The organism is Cohnella phaseoli (genome assembly GCF_003386235.1).
GTDB classification, from domain to species: Bacteria; Bacillota; Bacilli; order Paenibacillales; family Paenibacillaceae; genus Cohnella; species Cohnella phaseoli.
Genome location: NZ_QRDZ01000004.1, coordinates 210,627 through 232,296, shown reverse-complemented (window position 1 = coordinate 232,296; position 21,670 = coordinate 210,627). Strand labels below are relative to the sequence as shown.

General features: G+C 54.5%; 16 protein-coding genes. 2 read left to right on the top strand and 14 right to left on the bottom strand.

Annotated elements, in window-relative coordinates; translation table 11 throughout:
- Positions 1-60 precede the first annotated feature (60 nt).
- From DFP98_RS07220 to DFP98_RS07205, 4 genes are read right to left on the bottom strand one after another with little or no spacing between them, the layout of a single operon-like run.
- Positions 61-1,623 carry a glycoside hydrolase family 31 protein gene (locus tag DFP98_RS07220; RefSeq protein WP_116059897.1) on the bottom strand — a complete coding sequence of 521 codons (1,563 nt, stop codon included), beginning with the start codon at positions 1,621-1,623 and terminating at the stop codon, positions 61-63.
- 21 nt (positions 1,624-1,644) lie between these two features.
- Positions 1,645-3,231: an extracellular solute-binding protein gene (locus DFP98_RS07215; protein WP_116059896.1), complete on the bottom strand. Its 1,587-nt coding sequence runs from the start codon at positions 3,229-3,231 to the stop codon at positions 1,645-1,647.
- Positions 3,232-3,281: 50 nt separating this feature from the next.
- Complete coding sequence (locus DFP98_RS07210) at positions 3,282-4,166, bottom strand: carbohydrate ABC transporter permease (RefSeq protein ID WP_116059895.1); 885 nt, start codon at positions 4,164-4,166, stop codon at positions 3,282-3,284.
- Between the two features lie 13 nt (positions 4,167-4,179).
- The gene (locus DFP98_RS07205) at positions 4,180-5,100 is read right to left on the bottom strand and encodes an ABC transporter permease (RefSeq protein WP_116059894.1); all 921 of its coding nucleotides are present in this window, start codon (positions 5,098-5,100) and stop codon (positions 4,180-4,182) included.
- Positions 5,101-5,297: 197 nt separating this feature from the next.
- Between DFP98_RS07205 and DFP98_RS07200 the strand changes: the two genes are divergently transcribed.
- Together DFP98_RS07200 and DFP98_RS07195 are read left to right on the top strand one after the other, a co-directional pair.
- Entirely contained in the window at positions 5,298-6,869 is a 1,572-nt protein-coding gene (locus tag DFP98_RS07200) for a response regulator (protein WP_116059893.1), read from the top strand.
- The gene (locus DFP98_RS07195; RefSeq protein ID WP_116059892.1) at positions 6,866-8,647 is read left to right on the top strand and encodes a cache domain-containing sensor histidine kinase; all 1,782 of its coding nucleotides are present in this window, start codon (positions 6,866-6,868) and stop codon (positions 8,645-8,647) included. Before DFP98_RS07200 ends, DFP98_RS07195 begins: the two co-directional genes overlap by 4 nt.
- A 69-nt stretch (positions 8,648-8,716) precedes the next feature.
- On the opposite strand, the gene DFP98_RS07190 is transcribed toward DFP98_RS07195, so the two are convergent.
- From DFP98_RS07190 to DFP98_RS07140, 10 genes are all read right to left on the bottom strand, one after another.
- Positions 8,717-11,473: a DUF4082 domain-containing protein gene (locus DFP98_RS07190; RefSeq protein ID WP_116059891.1), complete on the bottom strand. Its 2,757-nt coding sequence runs from the start codon at positions 11,471-11,473 to the stop codon at positions 8,717-8,719.
- A gap of 901 nt (positions 11,474-12,374) precedes the next feature.
- On the bottom strand, positions 12,375-12,920 hold the full coding sequence (locus tag DFP98_RS07180; RefSeq protein WP_116059889.1) for a 50S ribosomal protein L25: 546 nt from the start codon (positions 12,918-12,920) through the stop codon (positions 12,375-12,377).
- A gap of 265 nt (positions 12,921-13,185) precedes the next feature.
- Positions 13,186-13,569: a retropepsin-like aspartic protease gene (locus tag DFP98_RS07175; RefSeq protein ID WP_116059888.1), complete on the bottom strand. Its 384-nt coding sequence runs from the start codon at positions 13,567-13,569 to the stop codon at positions 13,186-13,188.
- Positions 13,532-13,828: a hypothetical protein gene (locus tag DFP98_RS07170; RefSeq protein ID WP_116059887.1), complete on the bottom strand. Its 297-nt coding sequence runs from the start codon at positions 13,826-13,828 to the stop codon at positions 13,532-13,534. The genes DFP98_RS07175 and DFP98_RS07170 overlap by 38 nt, the downstream gene beginning before the upstream one ends.
- Positions 13,829-13,905: 77 nt before the next feature.
- The gene (locus tag DFP98_RS07165) at positions 13,906-14,955 is read right to left on the bottom strand and encodes a sensor histidine kinase (RefSeq protein ID WP_116059886.1); all 1,050 of its coding nucleotides are present in this window, start codon (positions 14,953-14,955) and stop codon (positions 13,906-13,908) included.
- Positions 14,956-14,958: 3 nt separating this feature from the next.
- Positions 14,959-15,636 carry a response regulator transcription factor gene (locus DFP98_RS07160; RefSeq protein ID WP_116059885.1) on the bottom strand — a complete coding sequence of 226 codons (678 nt, stop codon included), beginning with the start codon at positions 15,634-15,636 and terminating at the stop codon, positions 14,959-14,961.
- A gap of 49 nt (positions 15,637-15,685) precedes the next feature.
- Complete coding sequence (locus tag DFP98_RS07155; RefSeq protein ID WP_116059884.1) at positions 15,686-18,175, bottom strand: ABC transporter permease; 2,490 nt, start codon at positions 18,173-18,175, stop codon at positions 15,686-15,688.
- On the bottom strand, positions 18,172-18,849 hold the full coding sequence (locus DFP98_RS07150; protein WP_116059883.1) for an ABC transporter ATP-binding protein: 678 nt from the start codon (positions 18,847-18,849) through the stop codon (positions 18,172-18,174). The genes DFP98_RS07155 and DFP98_RS07150 overlap by 4 nt, the downstream gene beginning before the upstream one ends.
- 113 nt (positions 18,850-18,962) lie before the next feature.
- Entirely contained in the window at positions 18,963-20,441 is a 1,479-nt protein-coding gene (locus DFP98_RS07145; protein ID WP_147310138.1) for an ArnT family glycosyltransferase, read from the bottom strand.
- Positions 20,442-20,527: 86 nt separating this feature from the next.
- Complete coding sequence (locus DFP98_RS07140; RefSeq protein WP_116059881.1) at positions 20,528-21,655, bottom strand: GntR family transcriptional regulator; 1,128 nt, start codon at positions 21,653-21,655, stop codon at positions 20,528-20,530.
- Positions 21,656-21,670 lie beyond the last annotated feature (15 nt).

Genomic DNA, 21,670 nt, shown 5'->3' with positions numbered 1-21,670 from the left:
AGAGATGGTTGCGCTTTCAGTTGGACGATCTTAATCTCCTAAAGGTATTATTTAAATCGGTTAGCGAGCGAAGCTTGCTCCATTCGTTGAATCCGGAGCCGCTCTCTCGTACCAAGGCAATCTGGACAGCGGCGTTGCCGTCTCTAATACGCACGGACCTGTAACGACTACGCCGTCGTCGCCCTTCCAGCAGCCTTCGGGAACGACAACCTCGCGTGCAAGAAGGCCCTTCTTCAGAACGGGAGCAACCAGGATGTCGTCTCCGAGCATAAACTGGTCTTGAATGCCCTCGTATCCCGGCCCCGGGAATGCGTATTCCATCGCTCGCATAATGGGCTCCCCGGTAACCGAGGCCTTTTCGGCCAAGGCGAGAATCCGGTCCCCCATCCTCACATGCAGACGAGCGGCCTCTGCACAATAGGACAGATTCTCCTCATTCAACAATCGCCAGGGAGCCGCGGAAAATTGCATCATCGGGAATAAGGCCGAGCATTGCGCATAACGAACGAACAGCTCCTCGTCAAAAGTAAAATCCGGATGAATAAAGCTTTGAATATCCCCGCCGCCGATCATATCCGGGCAAATATAGGCATAGCCCGCCAGCCCCTGTGCCAGAGCGCATGGGATCAATGCAGCAAGCCCTTCCTGCTCCCACTGATGATATTTGTCTTTTAGCCTTTGAACAATCGCTCTGCCGGCCAGCTTCCAGCAAGCCCGATACTCATTCAAAGAATAAGAGAGTCCGAGCTCGCCCCACGCCTCGCAATGCCGGTTTTTATTTGCCGGATTCGCGGACAGATCGGAATCCTCGTAAAAATCCGGGTCGCCGCCGTCGAATTTGAATCCATCAATGCCGTAACGATCCCTCAGTTCGTTTAACCTGCCGCGCAACCAAGCCGCCGCTTCCTCGTTCGTGCAATCCAGCAGGGCGCTGTATCCGCTCCACCATTCCCGTACAGCGATCTCCCCGGTCCGGTCCTTCAGCAGATAGCCTCTATCCCGAAGCATTCGGAACGTTACCGTGTCGGGCGTAATAAACGGGCTGACCCATAGCATTACTTGAAACCCCTTCTTGTGCAACGTTTCTACCATTAATGCGGGATCCGGGAACCTCCCGGGGTGAAACTCGAACGAACCGTAGGAATCGTGCCAATTGTCGTCGATCATGATCGCTCCCGGAGGAAATCCGTTATCGAGCAGTTGCTGCGCATACGCGACGACTTTGTCCTGCGACGGTTCGTACTTCATCTCGATCCACAGATTGTACTGGGGGGCGCGAAAGAGTAGCGGGTCGGGAATTAGGCCGTCGGGCGGAAAAAAAGCGTGGGACGCGAATTGAAACGCTTCTCTAAGCGTGTTGCCCTGCCGTCCGAACCGAATAGCCGCCTTGCCCCGAACCGATAGCCGTCCCTCTTCGAAAGCGAAACGAAACGGCTCTTCCGACCACACGTACCGGCCCCGGTTTGAAATCAGCAAAGGAACGCCTTGATTCATCTCCAAGCCGGCGGCCAAGTCCCGATCGATAGGAAGCGATCCGAAGGGCATCCTCATCCCGTCGTTGACGGCTCCGCCCCACCAGCCTTCTTGCTCCAGCAATTCGATAACGGTCTCCTTAACGTCCATTTGCCTTACGCATCCTTTCATTTATTGCCCCAAGAAGGCATTCAGCTGCCGTTGAATATCTTCGATCAGCGTTTCTTGTCCCGCCGCTTTCTTCTTGTCGATCATCGTCTGGTAGCTGCTCTCCACATCGCCTCTGACAAAGCCTAACCGCAGAGGAAGCTCGTATTGGTTTTCGACTTCCTTAAGCGCTGCTTGCAGGGACTTCGTCGTCTCCAAATTCGGAGCGAAATTGTTAAGCTTCGTGTTAACGACGCGCTCGCGATAAGATGCCAGTACCTCGTCGTAGTTGCTCAAGCCGTCGCTCGGAGACAGATAGAACTTCGTGTTGCGCCATCCCCACGGGCATGCGGCATCGGGCGGATAACCCTGACTGGCGGGCAATAGCACCAACTTCCCGTCCGCGCTCGCGTCCCAGTGCTTCCCTTTGATTCCGAACGTGGTCGTCTGGTTATACCATTCGTCGTTGCGAAGCAGGTCGAGAAGCATTAACGCGCGCTCCGGATTTTTGGACTTGGCGTTGATCGCCATCGCATTCGCCATAAAGGAGTTAGCCACGACTTTCTTCGTCGTATTCGCCGGATAGAAGCGTACGTCCCACTCCGGATGATTGGCCTTGACCGTTTGGTAGGTCGCGTTGGCTTCCAGCAGGTTCGTCAGGAACGCCGCGCTTTTGCCGCTTAGGAACGAATCTTTGGAGGTCACTTTATTAACGAGCGCGTTTTTGGAAATGTACCCTTTCTTGTTCCACTCGGCCATTTTCCGATATAAGTCGATGGCGTCTTGGTCCGGGTTCGCGATATCGTCGATAAGCTTCGCCGCGGGGTCGTTCAAGTTCACCCGCAATCCGAGATTGCCGGGCTGATACTGCTCCCGTTGCTCCTCCAGCTGCGTTTTGGCGATGATCCAGTTGTCGTAATTCGTCCCTTCCCAAGGAACCAGGCCCTTCTCATTCTTAACGACGGCGTCCAAATACTTCTCGAAATCGTCGATCGAATCGATGGAAGCGATCCCGTATTTGTCCATCAAATCACCGCGGACGACGTAACCGTTGATCGTGATTTCATGATAGTTCATCGGCAGCGCGTACTGCTTGCCCTCCACCTTGCCGGCTTCCAGCACCTCGGGCGGATTTTCCGCCAGCGATCTGGGCGCGAACTTCTGCAACGCTTCCGGGGTCATCTCGTAGAATGCGCCTTTGCGCGCATTGTCCGCAAACTGCGCCCAGGTCGCAGTAATGATCAGATCGAAATCGTCGCCCGTCGAGAAGAGCAACTGATATTTCTGAAACCAATCGGCCCAGGACAGAAACTGGACGTCCACGGTCGCATTAATGTCTTGCTTCAGCTTCTTGTTTAGCTCGCCGTACACTTCCTTCACGTCAGGGGCGCCGTCGCCGATCAATACCATTTTCAGCTTGACCTCTGCGGAAGTATCGGGTCCCGCCGGACTCGCAGTTTCTTCGGATTTCGAGGTAGCGGACGGAAAAGACTGCAGCGTTGCCGGCTGCGATTCGGAACCGTTGCCGTTGTTTCCACTGCACGCGCTGAGGAGCGCGACAAATAAAGAAAATGCCAGGATATGCGGGAACTTCCTCCCATACTTTTGCATATCGGTAATGCCTCCCCGGTTCGTATTTAAGTAACCTTCATTCCTTCGACTTATCCTTTTACCGCTCCTAGCGTAACCCCGCTTACGACGTAACGTTGCACGAACGGATAAATGAACATAATCGGAGTAATCACCAGCACGGTCATGGACAGCTTCACCGTTTCCTTAGGCAATTCGGTCATCGGGATGCCGGTCTGCCCTGCCAGATTGTTAAGCGCTTCCGCTTTGTTGACCAGGTTATAGAGGAAGAGCTGCAGCGGAATCAAGCTATCTTTGTTGATGAACAGCATAGCGCTGAACCAGTCGTTCCAATACGCCAGTGCGATAAATAACGATATCGTTGCGAGTCCCGGCTTGGCAATCGGCAGCACGAGCTTCAAAAAAATCGTGAATTCGCCCGCTCCGTCGATCTTGCCCGATTCCACGATCGCATCCGGTATCGCACGGAAGAAGCTTTTCATGATCAAAATATAAAACACGTTAAAGAGCAATGGAACGATTAAAGCCATAAAGTTGTTTCTCATATGAAAATAATTGACCATCATGATGTACCAGGGAACAAGACCGCCCGTGAATACGGACGTCAAATAAATGTAAAACGAAATGACGTTGCGGTACTTGAAGTCTGGTCGCTGAATTACATAAGCGGTCATTGCGGTCAGAAACGCCCCGCATGCGACGCCGACGACCGTTAAGGCAACCGATACGGCCAGCGATCTAAGGATAGCTTCGGGCGCCTCGAACATCATTCGATATCCCGCGAAGGACACGTTTCTTGGAATCATTTCGTAGCCGTGCCGAATGACGTCATCCTCGCTGGACAACGAACCGGAGAAAATGAGCCATATCGGAAGCAAGCACAATAGAGAAAGGCAGCCAAGATACAGATAACCGAGAGCTTGGAAGAGGGCCCTGTCTTTGGATCGGCGCCGCATATCGTCCCTCCTTCTAAAACAACGAGTAATCCGGTTGAATTCTTTTGACAATGAAATTGCTCGTCATGATGATCGCAAAGCACAGAACGGATTGGTAAAGCCCGGCGGCGGCGGACATGCCGATGTCCTGCGAATGGATTAACGACCTGAATACATATGTATCGATGACGTCCGTCGCGTCGAAGAGCAAGCCGTTGTTGCCGACGATCTGATAGAACAGGTCAAAGTTCCCGCGGAAAATGTTGCCGATCGAGAGAAGAAGCAAGATCATCACGGTGGGAATCATGAGCGGAAGCGTGATCGCTCTTATGCGCTGGAAAATGCTTGCCCCGTCTATTTCCGCAGCCTCGAACAGGCTTTTGTCAATGCCGACGATGACCGCAAGATAGATTAAGGAGTTATAGCCGATATATTTCCAGTTGTTGAAGAACAGCAGAATATACGACCAATAATTCGGATTGCCGTAGAAGTCCACCGGTTCGATCCCTAACGCCCTCAGAATGCCGTTAATGGAGCCGACATCGTAATTGAACAAGTTGTAGACGAACGAGCCGACGACCACCCACGACAGAAAAAAGGGAAACAGCAGCGTCGTCTGCATCAGTTTTTTGACGTACCGTCCTGCGATCTCAGCCACGACGATCGCCACAAGAATTTGCAAAATCAAGCCGCTCACAATAAACGCCGCGTTGTACAGCACCGTGTTGGAAGTGACCAGCCACGCTTTCCCGGATTTGAAGAAAAACTCGAAATTGTTGAAGCCCGCCCACGGACTGCCGAAAATGCCCGAATCGAAACGATAGTTTTTGAAAGCGAGCACCATTCCGGCCAGCGGCAAATAGGAAAATAAAAAATAATAGACGATAGCCGGAAGTACCATTAAAAAAAGCACTTTATTTTTCGTCCACTCTTTCATCAACGGGCTGCCGCGCATGTTACACCTCCCTCCTCGATGACGCTTCCCCTTAGTGTCCGTCGGGTCTACACTTTATTATAGAGCGCTTACAGAACGCGCAAAGGGTGACGAATTATTAAAAGGGCGGTCAATCGTATAGACTTCCGGATGCGTCAAGAAAGCGATTGCAAATGGGCGGAATTGTAAGATAAGATGACGACGAGAGGGGGAATAAGATGGTTAAGCTTTTAATCGTAGACGATGAAGTTAAAACGCGCCAAACGTTGTACCGGTATGTGCCGTGGTTCGATTTGGGAATCGTTGACGTGGAACAAGCCGAAGACGGCCTGCAGGCTTTGCAGAAGTCGGTTGCTTTCGTACCCGACATCGTGTTGACGGACGTTCGCATGCCCCGCATGAACGGCATCGAGCTCGCCAAGGAGCTTCGCGCCGTTCTCCCCCGCTGCAAAATTATTTTCTTGAGCGCCTATTCGGATCTTGAGTATTTGAAAACCGCGATTAAATTGCAAGCCTTCGACTATATCGAAAAACCGGTGGATCTGGAAGAGATCGGGCGCGTCATAAAATCCGTCGTTGCGGAGTACCGGAAAGACTTGCAGCAATGGAATGTAGAGAGAAAGCTGCGGGAACACGAACGGATGCTTAGAGCGCGGCAGTTGGTCGTTTCCTTATGCGGAATCGGCGAGAAGCCGGAACCAGAACGAATGGTTGATGAACTGCTCCATCCGGATATTCGTTTTCCAACGACGGGGACGTTCGTGTGCCTCTCCATTCGGTTCGAAGCCGCCGAAGACGGCATCGAAGAGCTTTCCGTCCCATCGATCCCGGAATTGAGGCAATTGGACCGGCGCTTATCCGATTTAGGATTCGGTTGCCTCATGGGCGCAATTAAGCAGGAGAGCTGGGTCATGCTAGCCGCCATGCCTTCCTCTTCCTCTATGCCCGAGCTTCGCCAAACCGTCGAAGACTATGCACGGGAGTGCGGGAACAACGGGGCTAACGTATGTATAGCCATCGGCGGGCCGGTGGGCGACCTTTTCTCTTTGCCCGACTCCTATAAGCAGGCTTCGTCGTTATCCAAACGTTCGTTTTATTTCGGTTATGCTCATGTACTGACTTTCGATAATGAGCCGTCGCGCGTGTATTCATTTGACCCTCATCTTCAGGAACAATGGCTTCGCCATCTTCGTAACAATCAACTAGACGAAGCGATCAGACTGATCCGACAACTTGTATCGGAGCTGCGACAACATCCGGATACGCCCGTCGAGCAGGTCAAAAACCTTTTCTATTCCCTATGGATTCAGCTCTATCAAGGACCGCGGAAACTCGCAGGTCTATCCGTTCACGAGAACGGAAATCGCCTGCCGGAAGCCGACGCGTTGGCGTCGTTGTCCACTCTGGAGCAATACGAGGAATTTCTGTTGCGGGAAACCGAATCCGTGGCTAACGAGAACAGCGGTAAAACCGGAGGCGTCGTATCCCGGATCGCCCATATTATTCGCGAGCAAGCGGGCAACCAGAACCTGACGATCAATTCCATCGCTTCTCAGTTGTTCCTTACTTCCTCTTACGTTTGCCTGTTGTTCAAGAACGAGACGGGTTTGACCGTGAATCAATATTTGACGTCCGTTCGAATGGAGATGGCCAAGCAGCTTATCGCACGACACAAAATCCATGAGGTGGCCAAACGGGTAGGGTATACGGACACGAAATATTTCACGAGATTATTCAAGAAAGAGGTCGGTTGGACACCTTCGGAATACAGGGAGCGCCTACGCCCATGATGCGTCTATTCGACTTTCTTAAGCTTCATCAGAAGTGGCTGCTGGCCATTTTCAGTCTCATCGTCGTCCCCTTGGTCGTCTATACCTACCTCTCCTATGCCAAAATGGCGGATATGGCCAAGAAACAAACGATTCAGTTGGCGGAGAAAACGACGGGAAGAACGGCTTCGGAGCTCGGATTCCTGACCGCAAGCTCAATCAATGCGCTGGACATCCTCAGCTTGGACCGCAACATGAACGAGATGCTGTCTCAGAATCCGGACGAGCATCCCATCCCGCTTCAGCTGCGCGATTACGCCAACATCGTGAACTTCGCCAATACTCTCGAGCGAAACAAAGACTTCTACCGGGTCAGACTCTACGTGCGCGACGATTTCGTGTACGCCAACGACCATGTCAATTTGTTCGGTCTGTCGCAGGCCTTGAGCGAGCAATGGGGCGAGGATTTAACCCGTTCCGGACAAAATGCCCATTGGTTTATTCCGCAGGAGGACGAAAACGCGGACGGAACGCCCCCTCTCGTCTCCGTAGCTCGCAAAATGCTGAACTTGGACAACTTCACCCGCACGAACGGGGTCATAAGAATCGATATCCTGCAATCGACGCTAACCGATAAACTGACCGACACCAAAATAACGGACGGCGCTCTCGTTTACCTGCAAAACGTCCAAGGGCAAATTATCGCCCGTTCGGATCCCGAACTCGGACCGGAAGGGCTGCCGGCTGCGAAGGAGTGGCTGAGCTTGCCCGCGAATGAATGGAATACCCGGCGCATCGGCAATACGTCGGTCATGCTCTCGCATCGGGCGGTAGAAGGCAGCGATTGGAGTCTTGTCACCGTCGTTCCGGTCAAAGAGGTGCTCGCGGGAATTACGGCCCTTCGCAATCAATTGATCGCGATCTTGCTTTCGATCGTGCTGTTTGCTTATTTCCTTGCTTATCTAGCTTCCAAAGCCGGCACGAAAAAAATCAAACACTTGATCAAACGTATGAAAAAAGTGCAATCCGGCGATTTGAACGTCATCATTTCCCGTTACGGAAAAGACGAGCTCGGCGAATTGGTCGAAAACTTCAACTATATGATCGTTAAGCTGACCGGACTTATGAACGAACACGTACAGCTCGGGATTGCGCTGCGAAGCGCCGATCTTCGTACGCTGCAATCGCAGATCAATCCTCATTTTCTATACAATTCGTTGGATTTAATCAACTGTACGGCGATCGAGCACCAGGTTCCGGACATTACGAAGATGGTTAGAGCTCTCACCAAATACTACAAAATCGGCTTAAGCAAAGGAATGAACATCGTTTCCCTCGAATCCGAACTGGAGCATGCCAAAGCGTATGTTCAGATCATGAATATGCGATACGCCGACGCCGTCGAGTTCAACATCGATATCGATACTTCCCTGCTGTGTTGCCGTATTCCGAAAATCACGCTGCAGCCGTTAGTCGAGAACGCCATCCTGCACGGAATTTTGGAAAAGGAAAATAAGCGCGGCACGATTCGACTAACGGGCAGAAGAGATCATGCTGCGATCCGATTATTTCTAGAGGACGACGGGATCGGGATTCCCGCGAATAAGCTGGGCACGTTGTTCAGTCATAACGCGCATGACCTGCAACAAGCCGAAAGCGGCATCGGCATCCAGAATACCCACGATCGGTTAAGGCTCGCCTATGGAGAAGCCTTCGGACTCAACCTGAAGAGCGAGCCGGGCAGAGGGACGATTGTGGAAATTCGGTTTCCCGGCGATTCGGGCTTTGAGGATAAGTAAAGCCGCTAAGCCGTACAAGCAAGCAGGGTACCCCAATAACGCGGGTACCCTGCTTGTTTGTATATTCTATCAATTCGCTACGAAAACGATGTCCCTCATATAATTCGCGTCGTAGAGCGCCTGAGTCGTAGGACGGTTGCCCAGCGTCGTCCCGTATACGCCTGCATGGGCCTGCCAGGATAGATGGCTGCCGTTATTCCCCGCGGAAGACATCGAGTTGGTTTTCATGGCGTAATACCGACCGGAGTCGCTCCCTGTCGAGATGGACAACGTGTAAGCCGTATTAGCCAAGAGATTAAGATCCGGTATGTCGAACGTTTGCCATCCGATTGTACTGCTGAAATTCAACGTGTACGGCCCTCCGACTAGCGATCCGTCCGAGTTTTTCCAGATTCTCGCGGTATGGGCTCCGGCTTCGGCGGCGGAAGCGACGTACGCTTTCAGCTCCGTGACTTTGCCGGCGACGGACGAACTGAAGACGATGCCCAATTCTTTATCCGTCCAATCCCCCTGCGATTGCGGGCCGGTCACGGAGGCAAACATCGATTCGCTCGAGCCCGACGACGGCGGCGGCGACGGCTCGGTCCAAGCTTCAAGCTCGGTAATTCGGCTGTAGCCGTTCAGCGCATTGTTGACGACAACCCTGATTTTGTCGGTCGTAACGGGCGCGAACGAGAATTTCCTCCATACTTTATCATTACCCGTAACGCTTCCTCCCGGAATCGTCGCCCATGCAGAACCGTTCCAATACTGAACGTCGAAGGCTGTTATTCCATACTGGGAGAAGGTCATGGTAGGCGTAAGCTCGAATGGGGCGGCATAATTGTCTTGCACCGTAAATACGTCGATCTCCTCGATCGTGCGGTTCCCGCCGAAGTTAACTTGCAGCCAGTCGGGATACGCCCCGGACGTGCCGTCGCTCCATCCTCCGCCATTGCCCCAGTTAACCCCTTTTCGATCTCCGTTGATGGCGCCGCTTGCGGCAAAGTTAACGCCGTTGTCCGTCGAAGCCGTCACTGTGGCCCCTTTGGATGCGAGAGCGACGTTGCCCGTCACCGGAGGCGGAGTCGTCGTACCTGTATATAGCTTGACGAACGGCCTCAGACGCAGCTGATCTCCCGTTAAATTGTTATTTTTGTTCGCGATGAAGAGGATGCTGTCCCCGGCTACGACGGTTTGATTCAGATTCAGTTGCGTCGGCGTCATCCCGTTGATGAGCGTTGGTCCCCATAGGACGGTATTGTTCTTCTTCACGGTAACGATAACGCCATCTCCGTCCGTTCCGAATTCCTTGCGCATCGATGCGCCGATCTTGATGTCCCCGGCCGCCGGCGCGACCCATTTCAATACGGCGTCGTAAGAGCCTCCCAGATCGATTCGCCCGCCGTTGTTGCCGAATTCGCCAAATACGGAAATCCCTTGACCCGAAAACCGGAACAGGTTGTTGTTGGCATTGTCCCAGCTCATGTTCGTATAGGCGCTTCCGTCCGTATATTGCGTATACCAGTTATGATTCCCTTGCGTCGAGCTTGCGCTTGCCGCATAATAATCGGTCTGCATGGCCGCAGCCGGTCCCGGAAGCGGATTCGGCGGAGCTCCGACATACAGGAAAATATCCCCGTCGTTATCGTTCACCTGAAATGTAGTCCCGGTCGTTCCAGTCGATACGCGGGTTCGCTGCTGACCGAAAGTAATCGTCTGGGTTCCGTTGCCCTTCTGATTGTAGATGACGGTCCCCTTATCGAATTCCCGTTGGAACAATTCATTGTCCGCCCTCTGATAGCCTGCGGCTACGGGTTTTCCGAGATCCGCATTCCAGAAATCGTACCAATTGTGCAGATGGTCGGGATTCGGGTTTTCATTGTGGTCCGCAAACAACGCGTAGCCGTTGCCATGGGTCAGGCTCAACGTTGTGACGGCACGCATTTTGTATAGATCGTTGCGGTTGCTGTCATACCAAAGCTCAAGGGCGTTGATTTTGGGAGATCTCGTCTTCTCTTCCGCCCATTTCAACGTATCCGAGACCAGTTGCATGTGTTCCGGCGTACTGCTCTGCCAGACCTCCATATACAAACCGTTAATGTAGGGCGCCATGTTGGGTCTCTTCAACTGGTTGGAATTGATCAGCAGAAGCTTATCCCCGATCTTACTGCGAATTCGCGCGATCAGATCCACGCGGTTGGGATCCGCATCGGCATCGCCGAATTCGTCTATCGCCATGCAGTCGATCATGATGCCGTCCACGAGTCCGGTGTCCACTGCGGCTTTCGCCTGATTCGCTACATGCTCCCGGAACGCCGCGTTGTCCCAGTCCATATAGTAAATCGTCATTCCTTCTCCTTGCCATGCCGGGATTTTCGAGCCGTCGGATTTTCTTTTCCACCAGGCATGGTCGGCGGGTAAATAAGTCTCCCATGCGGCCCAATATCGGATTTCAGTCAAAATGACCAGATTCGGGTTTTCGGCATGCAGCGCCTGAACCTTGGCTGTCGCTGCCGCAATGCTCGTTGACGTAAACCCGGTTCCCAGCCCGTCTCCATCCGAATTCGTCGGCGAAGCGTCGTTCCACTGCAATCCGAGACCCTGGGTGGACGTGAAGTACAAGTCATGCATCGCCGTGTCGTGGACCTCGTTCCCCGTCACGCCCGGCCCGGCTTCCGCTTTGTTCCACGCTTGAAAGATAGACGGAAAATCCCTGTCCGCGACTTTCTGCGCCGTCGGTTTACCATGCTCCGCGTAGGCGCCCGGACTCCCTAACCAACCTCCGACAAATCCGACAATGAGAACCGCAATCGTGAACTTGCTGATCCAATGAGTGTCTTTCATCCTGCTTTCACCTCGTTTGCAAGAATGAGAAAACAATAAAACCGTTACAGCTCCGCAAATCTGAGCGACCTCGTCTCCCCCAGCATTGGCAGGTTAACTTGGCCAAGCCAGGATCGCGGCTCGGAGGCCAAGAAAGTGCCTTGCCTCGGCCGGGGGCGCGACGCGGAGGCCAAGAAAGTGCCCTGGCCCGGCCGGGATCGCGGCTCGGAGGCCAAGAAAGTGCCTTGGCGACGCCGGGATCGCGGCTCGGAGGCCAAGAAAGTGCCTTGCCTCGGCCGGGATCGCGGCTCGGAGGCCAAGAAAGTGCCCTGGCCCGGCTAGGGGCGCGACGCGAAGGCCAAAAAGGCGCCTTGGCGACGCCGGGGTCACCGTGCGGAGGCCAAAAAAGTGCCCTGGCTCGGCTAGGATCGCGGCTCGGAGGCCAAAAAAGTGCCCTGGCCCGGCCGGGTCCCTGCATAGTCCGCTTAATCTGACAACATTATCCCCCCTTTCTCAGTAGAATCTACGAACCTATACTGTAATCGCTTTCATCCCAGTTCTTATTATACTCACCCCCTCAATAAACAATAGGGTGACAAATTGTAAAACGGGTAGAGTATGATCTAGAATTGTTCATAAGCTCATACGTGCGGGTGGGCACTTTTAGGATCGATGGCTTCCTACGAGTCATGGCTGTGAAGCTGAAGCGGATTGCGAGACTAGAGGAGGATGGAGCCGCGGCTCCCTGGAAAGATACTCTTCGGAGAAGGATTTGTCGGCCAACTATTAAATCGTACATACCACGGGGGCTCCAAGAGGAGTTGAACGTTCGAGAGAAATTACCGGCCAGGCGATCGCAAATCGATAGCGGCTTTAACACCGCATTCGATTAACGATCGCCCGTTCATTCGCCGGCCTTACATTATGGCTTGGACACCGACACGAGAAGCTCGTTTGGCCCGGAAACAACAGTTACCTCGGAAGACAGCTCCAAATCTCTTACGAACCGCGTATCGCCGATCTCCATCTCGCTAATGTCCAGCTCGACCGAGGACGGCAGATTTTTCGGCAGTGCTTCCACTTCCACGTACGGGTCCTGAACCTGCACGATGCCGCCCGACTTCGTTCCGATCGGAGTGCCCTTGAGCTTCACCGGGAGCTTCGTGCGAACGATCTCGTTCGACTGAACGAGCTGGAAGTCGACGTGAATCAGCGAGCGGGTTACCGGATCGCGCTGAAGGTCCTCCAACAGCACCGTCACCGAATTCTCGCCCTCCATCTGCAGCTCGATAAAACCGGAAGCCCCTTGTTTCAGCCATTTCTCGAACTGACTGGTGGAAATATGAATATTTTCGTTGTCCGCTTTTTTGCCGAATACGACACCCGGCAGACGCCCCTCCCGACGTAAATTCCGCAGTCCGGAAGAATTCAATAGCGGACGTTTTTCCGCATGAATGCATGCAGCCATGCTCTACCTCTCCTTTACATGAGTGATCTTAGCGCTTTAACGGCAGCCGACGGATCTCCCCAGAGCGGGGACAAATAGAGAAACATAGCATCACGACCTCCATGTCCTTTCGGAATAATAGTAATACATTAAATGTAAAAAACCACAAATATAGACGAAGGCACCCCACTCTGGAAGGAGTGGAATGCCTATGGGTTTCCTACACCATATCATAGTTTCGTCGCGGTGTCGACCGGCAGGATTCAGCTCCTTTTTTACAAGCAGCCTAAGCGCTAACGTAAACTTCTCGTTTCTTCATATCAATAACCGCACCAATGGCAGTCAAGAAATCTGTCCCGATAATTCCGTTAATCTCCATTCCATAGTCCATCGCGCCGATCTGAATTGTAAACAGCGGCACCGAAGCATCACCCAGCTTTAAACGTTCGATCCGCTTCTCATAGACAAATTCTTCGCCGCCGATTCCACGCATAGTTCTAATGACGTCCGTTAACTCCGGTTCCAGCCCTAATTCCAAGGCGGTATCAGCAGATAAAAGTGTAGCGGCCGATCCCGTATCAATCAAGACATTTGAAATCGTGCGCTCGATCCCTCGATGAGCAAATACCATCTCAACAAACGGCAAACCGCACTCCAGCTCCATTCTCATTGAAGTGCCCGCACCCCGTCCAGGCCGTCACTTCAATATCCAGTAGATCACGGGACGTATGAATGACATACAGTTCCCGCTGCTTGTTCTCCCGGTGCAACTTCAGATAGGTTCGAAGCGCTTCCTTGCTGTTTTCGTTGAAAGAACCAACCACGGACAATTCATCGACGACACGCTTATTCCCTTGAGTAGCAGCCACGATTGCTTCGACCAGCACCCATTGAGACGGATAATGTTTGCGAACCTCTGACCATTGCATAGGAGCGATCCCTCCGTTCAATGAAAATCGTTATCTTAATTATATCAAAGGCAGTCCTATTTGCGTAATTGAACTAATCATTCTACCGATTTTTCATTCGTCGCGGTGTCGACCGGCAGAAACAACGAGAACACGCTTCCTCCTCCAGGTTCCGAAGATACTTTCATATAGCCGCCTTGCTCCGTCACGATTTTGCGTGCCAAGTACAGTCCAACGCCTACGCCCTGCGTATCCGAAGAGGAGGCTCCCCGGAAGAAGCGCTGGAACACCTTGGCGAGCTCGGCTTCGGGAATGCCGAGGCCGTTGTCGGCAATATCGATCCTCGCAAACATTTCGTACCGTTCGATTGTCACCTTGATTTTGCCGCCTGCGGGCGTGTATTTGATCGCGTTGTCCAGCACGTTGCCGATCGCCTCGCCGGTCCACTTCGCATCGTGCAGCAGCGGGACGGGCACGCCCCCCTCGAACGAAATCTCCAGCCCCTTCTCCTCAGCGGCGGGATAAAAGGTCTTAATCGCAGCCAAAACCGTATCCATGAGACTCCGTCGTTCCGCGCGAACTTCGATCATTCCGCTCTCCAGCCGGGACAGCTTCACCAGGCTATCCATGAGCCAAGTCAGCTTTTCCGTCTGATCGCACGCGATCCGGGCGAATTCCGTCCGCTTGTCTGGCGGCAGCCCCTCGTTCGCAAGCATACCGTTATACATATTCAGATTGGCGAGCGGGGTCCGAAGCTGGTGAGTGATGTCCGTAATGAGCGACTTCATCTCCTCGCCCTCTTCCTTGTACCGAAGCTTCTGCGTCCTCAAAATGCCCGATAGCTTCAGCACCTGACCCTGAAGCTTGGAGAGCAGGCTATCCTCGAACACCGGAAAGTATTCCCTGTCCTGCCCGTCGATCAGCGATTGTACGGTCAGAGACAGCTTGTCCAGTATCGCGATCATCCCGGAACGCAGAGACAGCAGATAACCCGCGAAAATAATCGCCGTCGTCAGAACGAACGCGGCCGCCGCCCACACCATTTCCTTGCTCGCGCCGGAGCGGATGAGAACGGCAAAAAACGCGCCGCAAGCGAGCGCGTAAATCGCCGAGTATATCGTTATAATGCGGGTAAAGGAGTCTTTCATCTTCTACTCTCCCCAGGTGTATCCGATGCCGAATACAGTTTTGACGAAGGCGGGACGCTTCGGATCGTTCTCAATTTTGCTTCGGAGTCGCTTGATGGTGACGCTGAGCGTATTCTCGTCCACGAAGCTGCCCTCCGAATCCCAGAGCTTCTCCAGAAGCAACTCCCGCGTCAGCACCTGACTGCGATTCTGGGTCAGCGCCGCGAGCAGCTTGAATTCGTTCGTCGTCAGCTTGAGCTCTTGGCCGCCTTTGAACACTTTCATTTTATCGTAATGAATCGTCAAATCTTGATAGGCGAACAACGATCCGCTCTCGCCGCCCCCGCCTCTTCGGAGCACGGCCCTCACCCGCTCTCGGAGCACGGCCATGCTGAACGGCTTGGCCATGTAGTCGTCCGCTCCAAGCTTAAAGCCGAGCACCATATCCTTCTCCGTATCGTTAGCCGTCAGAAAAATAATCGGAACGTCCGAGGCGGAGCGGATCTTCTCGCACAGCTCCGTTCCCGGGCGGTCAGGGAGGTTCACGTCCAGCAAAACCAGATGAACCTCTTGGCTGCGAAAGACGCTCAAGCCTTCCTCGTACGAGTAAGCGGCCATAATCTCGTAGCCGTCTTCACCAAGCGAATAGGCCAACCCCTCGTTAAGCAGTCGATCGTCTTCCACAATCATAATCGTTGCCACGGGTTCGCCTCCTCCCTCATTTCGTCCCAAGTTCGCTTATCCCGCCGACTCAGCCTGTTTCCCGCAATCGTTCTACGATGCTCGTTGTCCGGAATCTGCCGTAAGCGATCAAAGGCACGCTCCAGCAAGCTGCAAGAATAAGCGCAAACGCGATCAATAAGGGCACGACCGGGAACGTATAGATCGCGTAATCCGCTTCTTGACTGAACAGGACGAACGCGCCGTAGCTGATCGTCGTACCAAGCGTCGAGACGAGCAGGAGCGAAATAGCCGCATAGCCCGTTCCTTCCCATAATAGCAGTTTGCGTAGCTGCTTGCTCGTCATGCCGACGCTTTCCATAACCGCGAATTCCTGCCGGCGAACGATGACGCTCGTCAGCATCGTGCTAATGAAGTTCAAGATGCCGATGAAGGCCAATATTAACGTTACGGCTCCGCCCAAAATGTAGAAAACGATTTTGGCGGATTCGAGCTGCTCCGCCCAATCCAGCTTGGAAGACAGCTTCAGCTCGCGTTCGTCCGCGATCAGCCGTTCGAGCTGCTCCTGAATGAGCGAATGTCGCTTCTCATCGGCCTGTATGGCCAGCCGATACGCCGTAGGCTCTTCGCCAAGCCACTTAAGCATCGCTTGCTTGCTCACGTATACATTCGGAGCAAAACCGCCGAAAGGAATTCCATATCGGTCGGGGACGCTCCCCCCGATCTCGAACTCCCGTTCGGCGGAGCCGCCCGGCACACCAAGCGTAACGCGAGCTCCTTGCTCTACGTCCGGCGTGTTCAACAAGGCGATCTCGCCTTTCTCGAACCGCTTGAGGTCGATCGGCGTCCCCAGCTCCTTGTTCAGCTCCTGCACGTCACGGGTGTCCAGACCGACCGCAAAGCCGGCAAAACCTTCCCGGTTCGAAGACAGCTCCTCATCGGAAGGCCTCATAAAGCCTCTCTGCGCGGCCATCTCATCCATATATTTGCCGAACACGTCGGCTGAATACGGCATGTAAGCTCTCTGCACGTAAGTCGCCCGGACATCCGTCACTCCGTCCAGCTCGGCGATTCGGCGGATGAGCGACTCTGTCAGAATGGGCCTCGCTTCGCCTTCATAGCGAAAACTGAACGTTTCGTTCTCGATCTCGAAGTCGTTGCCGACGTAAGTGTCGACGAAGTTGTCGGTGTCCATGCTGAGCACAAGCGTATTGACCGTCAGGAACGTCGTCATGCCCAGGAACAGCGACAGGAACACCGTCGCCGCCCTCTTCTTGTCGCGGAACAGGTTGCGCAGCGCCATGCGATACAGCTTGGCTCCGCCCCGGCCCCGCTTCCTGGAAGCCCGTACATATTTCGAGGCTTCGATCGGAGAAATCCGTCCGGCGATCCGGGCCGGCTTCCGGCTCCCGGCCATCGTCGTCAGCCAAGCGAAGAGTGCCGCACCGACGAAGATGGCCGGATGAAACGAAATTTCGACTCCGGTTTCAAGCGTGAACGTCGCGAGCGCCATCGGCACCGCGACGAGCGACGTGATCGCTCCGGCGGCAAGTCCAAGCGGAATTCCGATCAGCGCCAGCCAATTGGCCTGTCCCCGGACAAGCCTCCTGATTTGCCTCTGCGTGGCGCCGATCGTTTTCAGCAAGCCGTACTGCTTCGTATCCGTGGAGACGGAAACGTAAAACACATTAAAGATCAGCAAATAGCCGCTGAACATAACGAAGGCGCTCATCCCCGCCATTCCCGCGTATGTCCATCCTCTGTCCCCGGGATCGCTCGCCGCTCCGCGCACCGGTTCAAGCGGCTGCTTCTCGTCCAGCGCCAACGCTTCCTCTGTTCGCTGGATCGCAGCTTCGACCGTTTTCCCGTTCTTGAACGAGACGGATGCGGCCGCATCCGGACCGAGCCCGGTTCCTCCCCGAATCTCGTCCGCGAAAGCCTTGGAAACGACAATCGTTCCCGAACGCCCCAGCAAATGCGGGTAATCGATATACCAACCGCTCAGGGTAAACGGCTCCGTACGCTCGATCGGCTCGCCACCATCCGGGGGACGGACGGAGTAGGTCAGAGGTACGGTCATCCCCTTCTGAGGCTCTTCAAGGCCCAGCTCATCCAAAATCCAGGTCGGAACGATCGCCTCGTTCCGCTCGTCCGGGTATCCGTTCGCGCTCGGGCCCCAGAGCGGCGACTTCATCCGGCTCCATTCCGCATCGTCCAACCAACTGAAGGACGCCGCGAGAGCATCGTCCGCTTCCTCCGGAACCCAACGCGCAACGACGATCTCCACCCCGATCTCGCCCACGTCAGCCAAACCTTTAAGCCGCTCCAACTGCTCGTTCGTCGGGCTTGCCAGTATCGCGTCCGCTTTCGTTCCCAGCATTTTTTGCGCTTGCGCCTCGAAGGATTGCACGTAGCTCATCCCGATGCTGAACACGGACGCAATGAGCCAAGTGGTCAGGACGATCGCCAGCACGATGTAACGGTTTCTTGAACGATTCGCCCTTAAGCTCCGCTTAATCAGCTTGTCTATCGCAGCCTTGTTGCCGTTCGGGAACATCATGTCCGCATCCCCCCGACGATGAGGCCGTCTCCAATCCGGACAACGGTGTCGGCCAACTGCGCAATCTCCTCGCTGTGGGTAATCATGACGATCGTCTGGTTAAACTGCTTGCTCGTCACCTTCAGCAGCCCGATCACTTCCTGGCTCGTGCGGCTGTCCAGATTCCCCGTCGGCTCGTCCGCCAACACGATCGACGGCTTCGTCGCCAACGCGCGGGCGATGGCGACCCGCTGCTGCTGTCCTCCCGACAGCTCTCCGGGCAAGCTGTCCAGCTTCTGCGCAAGGCCCAACGTCTTGACGATATGCTCCAAGTACGTCTTATCGACGGCGTTGCCGTCCAGCTCGATCGGCAGCACGATATTCTCGTAGACGTTCAGAATCGGCACCAGGTTGTACTGCTGGAACACGAAGCCGATTTTGCGCCTGCGGAATACGGTAAGCTCGTCGTCGTTCATCTCGAACAGCGATTTTCCTCCGATATGCACCTCGCCGCTCGTGGGACGGTCCAGCCCGCCGAGCATGTGAAGAAGCGTCGACTTCCCGCTTCCCGAGCTGCCGACGATCGCGACGAACTCGCCTTCCCGCACTTCCATCGACACGCCGTCCAGCGCTTTAACGAGATTCGGCTCCCGTCCGTATATTTTCGTTAACTCCTTCGTTTGCAGCAAGATCATTCCGGTACACTCCAGACTTATTAAGAGGTTTATTAGTCTGTATTATACCTATCGCTTCTTACATTCTTGTGACAGGTCCGGCATCAGACGTGAAGGATTGTTCCCCGCCTCTTCTACAAGCCTCGCTCAAGACCGGACGGACGGAACTTGACTTGCGTCTTCCGCCATCGCTTGAACGAATTCAGCAGCACAGTCGCCCCGAAGCTTTGCAGAATGAACACGCATGGAAAAATATCGATCCGGTACCGGGTCTGCATTTCGATGACAATATGAAGCGCCGCATAGCCGAGCAGCAGCAGCATAAACATCGATGCTTCCGCACTTGCCCCCCGGTAGGCCATCACTCCCGCGGCGATTAAGGCGAATTGCGCCAGCAGCACGTATTGAATCCGTTCTATCTGAATCAATCTTTTCTGCAGCTCCGGCCGAACCTGATCCTGGATACTCCACATTGCAGCCGAATCTTCCGCCCCCCACATCGACCTCGCTTTGCTGAGAAACAGCTCCCCGACCTGCCGCTTATCGGTCAGACGCTGCTTAAGCAGCTCCAGCTCCGCTCCATTCCTTTCCTCTCCTTGCGGAAATTGCAGCACATACACCGTATCGTCATACGACCAGCCTCCGTTCGTATCCGGGTTAAGGCCGATCATGAACTTCCAGTACGGCTCCTGGTTCGACAACGGGGAAGCTGTAACCCCCGTTTGCACAAGGGCGAAGCTGGCGAGCTGCTGGACGAGGAGATAGACGGCGATCGCCCCGGCCGTTCTGGCAGCCAGCGCGCCCCACTTCCTCTCCCTGATACTCGGCAGCAGCTTAAACAACACGATGTAAGCGACTAGGCCGACTAGGAAAAAACCGCCCAACGGCCTCATCAAATGAGCGAATCCGAAACAAAGCCCGACTGCGAGCCAATCCCACTTACCGGCCAAGCCCCGGTGAATGATCATATAGACGCCAAGAAAAAAGAAAAAAACGGAGATATGCTGGTTGGTCAGCACCGAGCACATCATTATGTTCGGTACGTATACGGCATACAGCAACGCCGCCGCCCTTCCGCCCGTTTCGCTGAACGCGCGGGCCGTCGACAAATAGACGAGGATTGCCGTACCGGCCTGAAACAACACGTTAAACACCTTCAACACGATCGGATCCGTACCGAACAGCGTAATGATGAACGCCTCGTAGAGCGCAAAACCGATCTGGTATCCCCACCGGGTAAAGTAATCGTTCGTTCCGAACGAAAAATCTCCGGAAGCGGCGCTTAATGCCCCCGAATGCATATCGAGAAAATCCGATACGGGCTGTGTATCGACGGTAAAAATCCATATCAGCCTTGCGCCGATTGCAATGGAGAGCACCGCAGCTAGAAAGACTCCCCTCCCCAAATACCGCGTAGCGGCGAAGAGAAGCAGCAGCAGGACTACGGCCGCCCCTCCCGTCAGGAGCACCGCGGCGGTCCTTCCCGATTCGAAATAAGAGCTCGCATTGGCAGAAGAATACCACAGCATCCAGGCGAACAAACCGAAACCGCACACCGCGAGAAGTCGGGATACCCACTTCGAGGTGGAGCTAATCATCTTTTCAGGTTCCAAGACACTTCGTCCTTTCAAGTTAACGCCTGTCTTTCACTGCCCGGCACGAGTATGCGCGAGCCGTCGCAAACCGTACACGACTAATACTACTTAATCGCCGCCGGAGTGATCCCGTCCGGCGGCTCCGCAGAGGAGGCACGGACGATGAGCTTCGTCGGCACGCGAAGCATCGCTCGATCCTGGAGCGGATCGCCGATCAAGGAAAGCAATCTTCGCCCCGCCTGCACGCCGATCTCCTCGCCTTGCTGCGCGACGCAGGTGGGCGGAATGCGAGCATACTGGGAATGATCGTAATCGTCGAAGAAAATGACGGACAAATGCTGCGGAACCGATTTTCCGCAAGCTTCGGCCATCCGCATCGCGATAAGGCCGATCTCCTCGTTGGCGGCAAACAGCGCGGTCAGGTCGGGCTGATCGTTCAGAAACGCGCCAAGCCGCTCGGGCTCCGCGCTTTCGATCACCCGTCCCCGATCGAACATGACGCCGTAATCGTTCAGCGCTTGCCTATAACCCTCCAGCCGCTCCTCCAGACTGGTCGTTCCGCTGTACGGCGACGTCACGAAAGCGATCCGGCGATGTCCGAGCCGCAGCAAATGCTCCGTCGCTTCATAAGCGCCGGCATAATGATCGGAGCAGACGCAGTTCGTCTCCACCCCGCGCAAATAGCGATCGATCACGACGATCGGATAACGGTCCAGCGACAGCCTCAGCATCGCCTCGTTATAGGTCTGCCCGTCCGACGGATAGACGATGATTCCCTTCGCTCCCGCGGCGAGCGCTTCCTTGAGCTTCTCTTCCTCCCGCTTCTGCGAATCTCCCGTTGTCATCAGCATTATCCGGCAAGGCGAGCCTTCAAGCGCCTTCTCGATGCCTTCGACCAGCCGCGTCATCAGCAATCCCCGCAGCCTTGGAATAAGTACGGCGACAAGCTGGGGCCCCCGGTGCTCAGCAGGCCGTCCGGCATAACGGATCGGCTCCCCACCCTCCTCGGCGCGGGAAACGAATGAGCCTCTTCCCTGAATCCGATAAACGATTCCCTCCTCGACCAGCTTGTCCATCGCTCCCCGGATCGTGATCCGGCTGACGTCAAACTGCTTGCACAATTGATTTTCCGACGGCAGTCGGCTTCCTTCCCGCCATTTGCCCGCCCGGATTTGGTCCAGTACATAGGCTCGCACCTGCTCGGATAAGGGCGTTCGTTTCGTTCCGCTCATTTTCTGCTCGCTCCA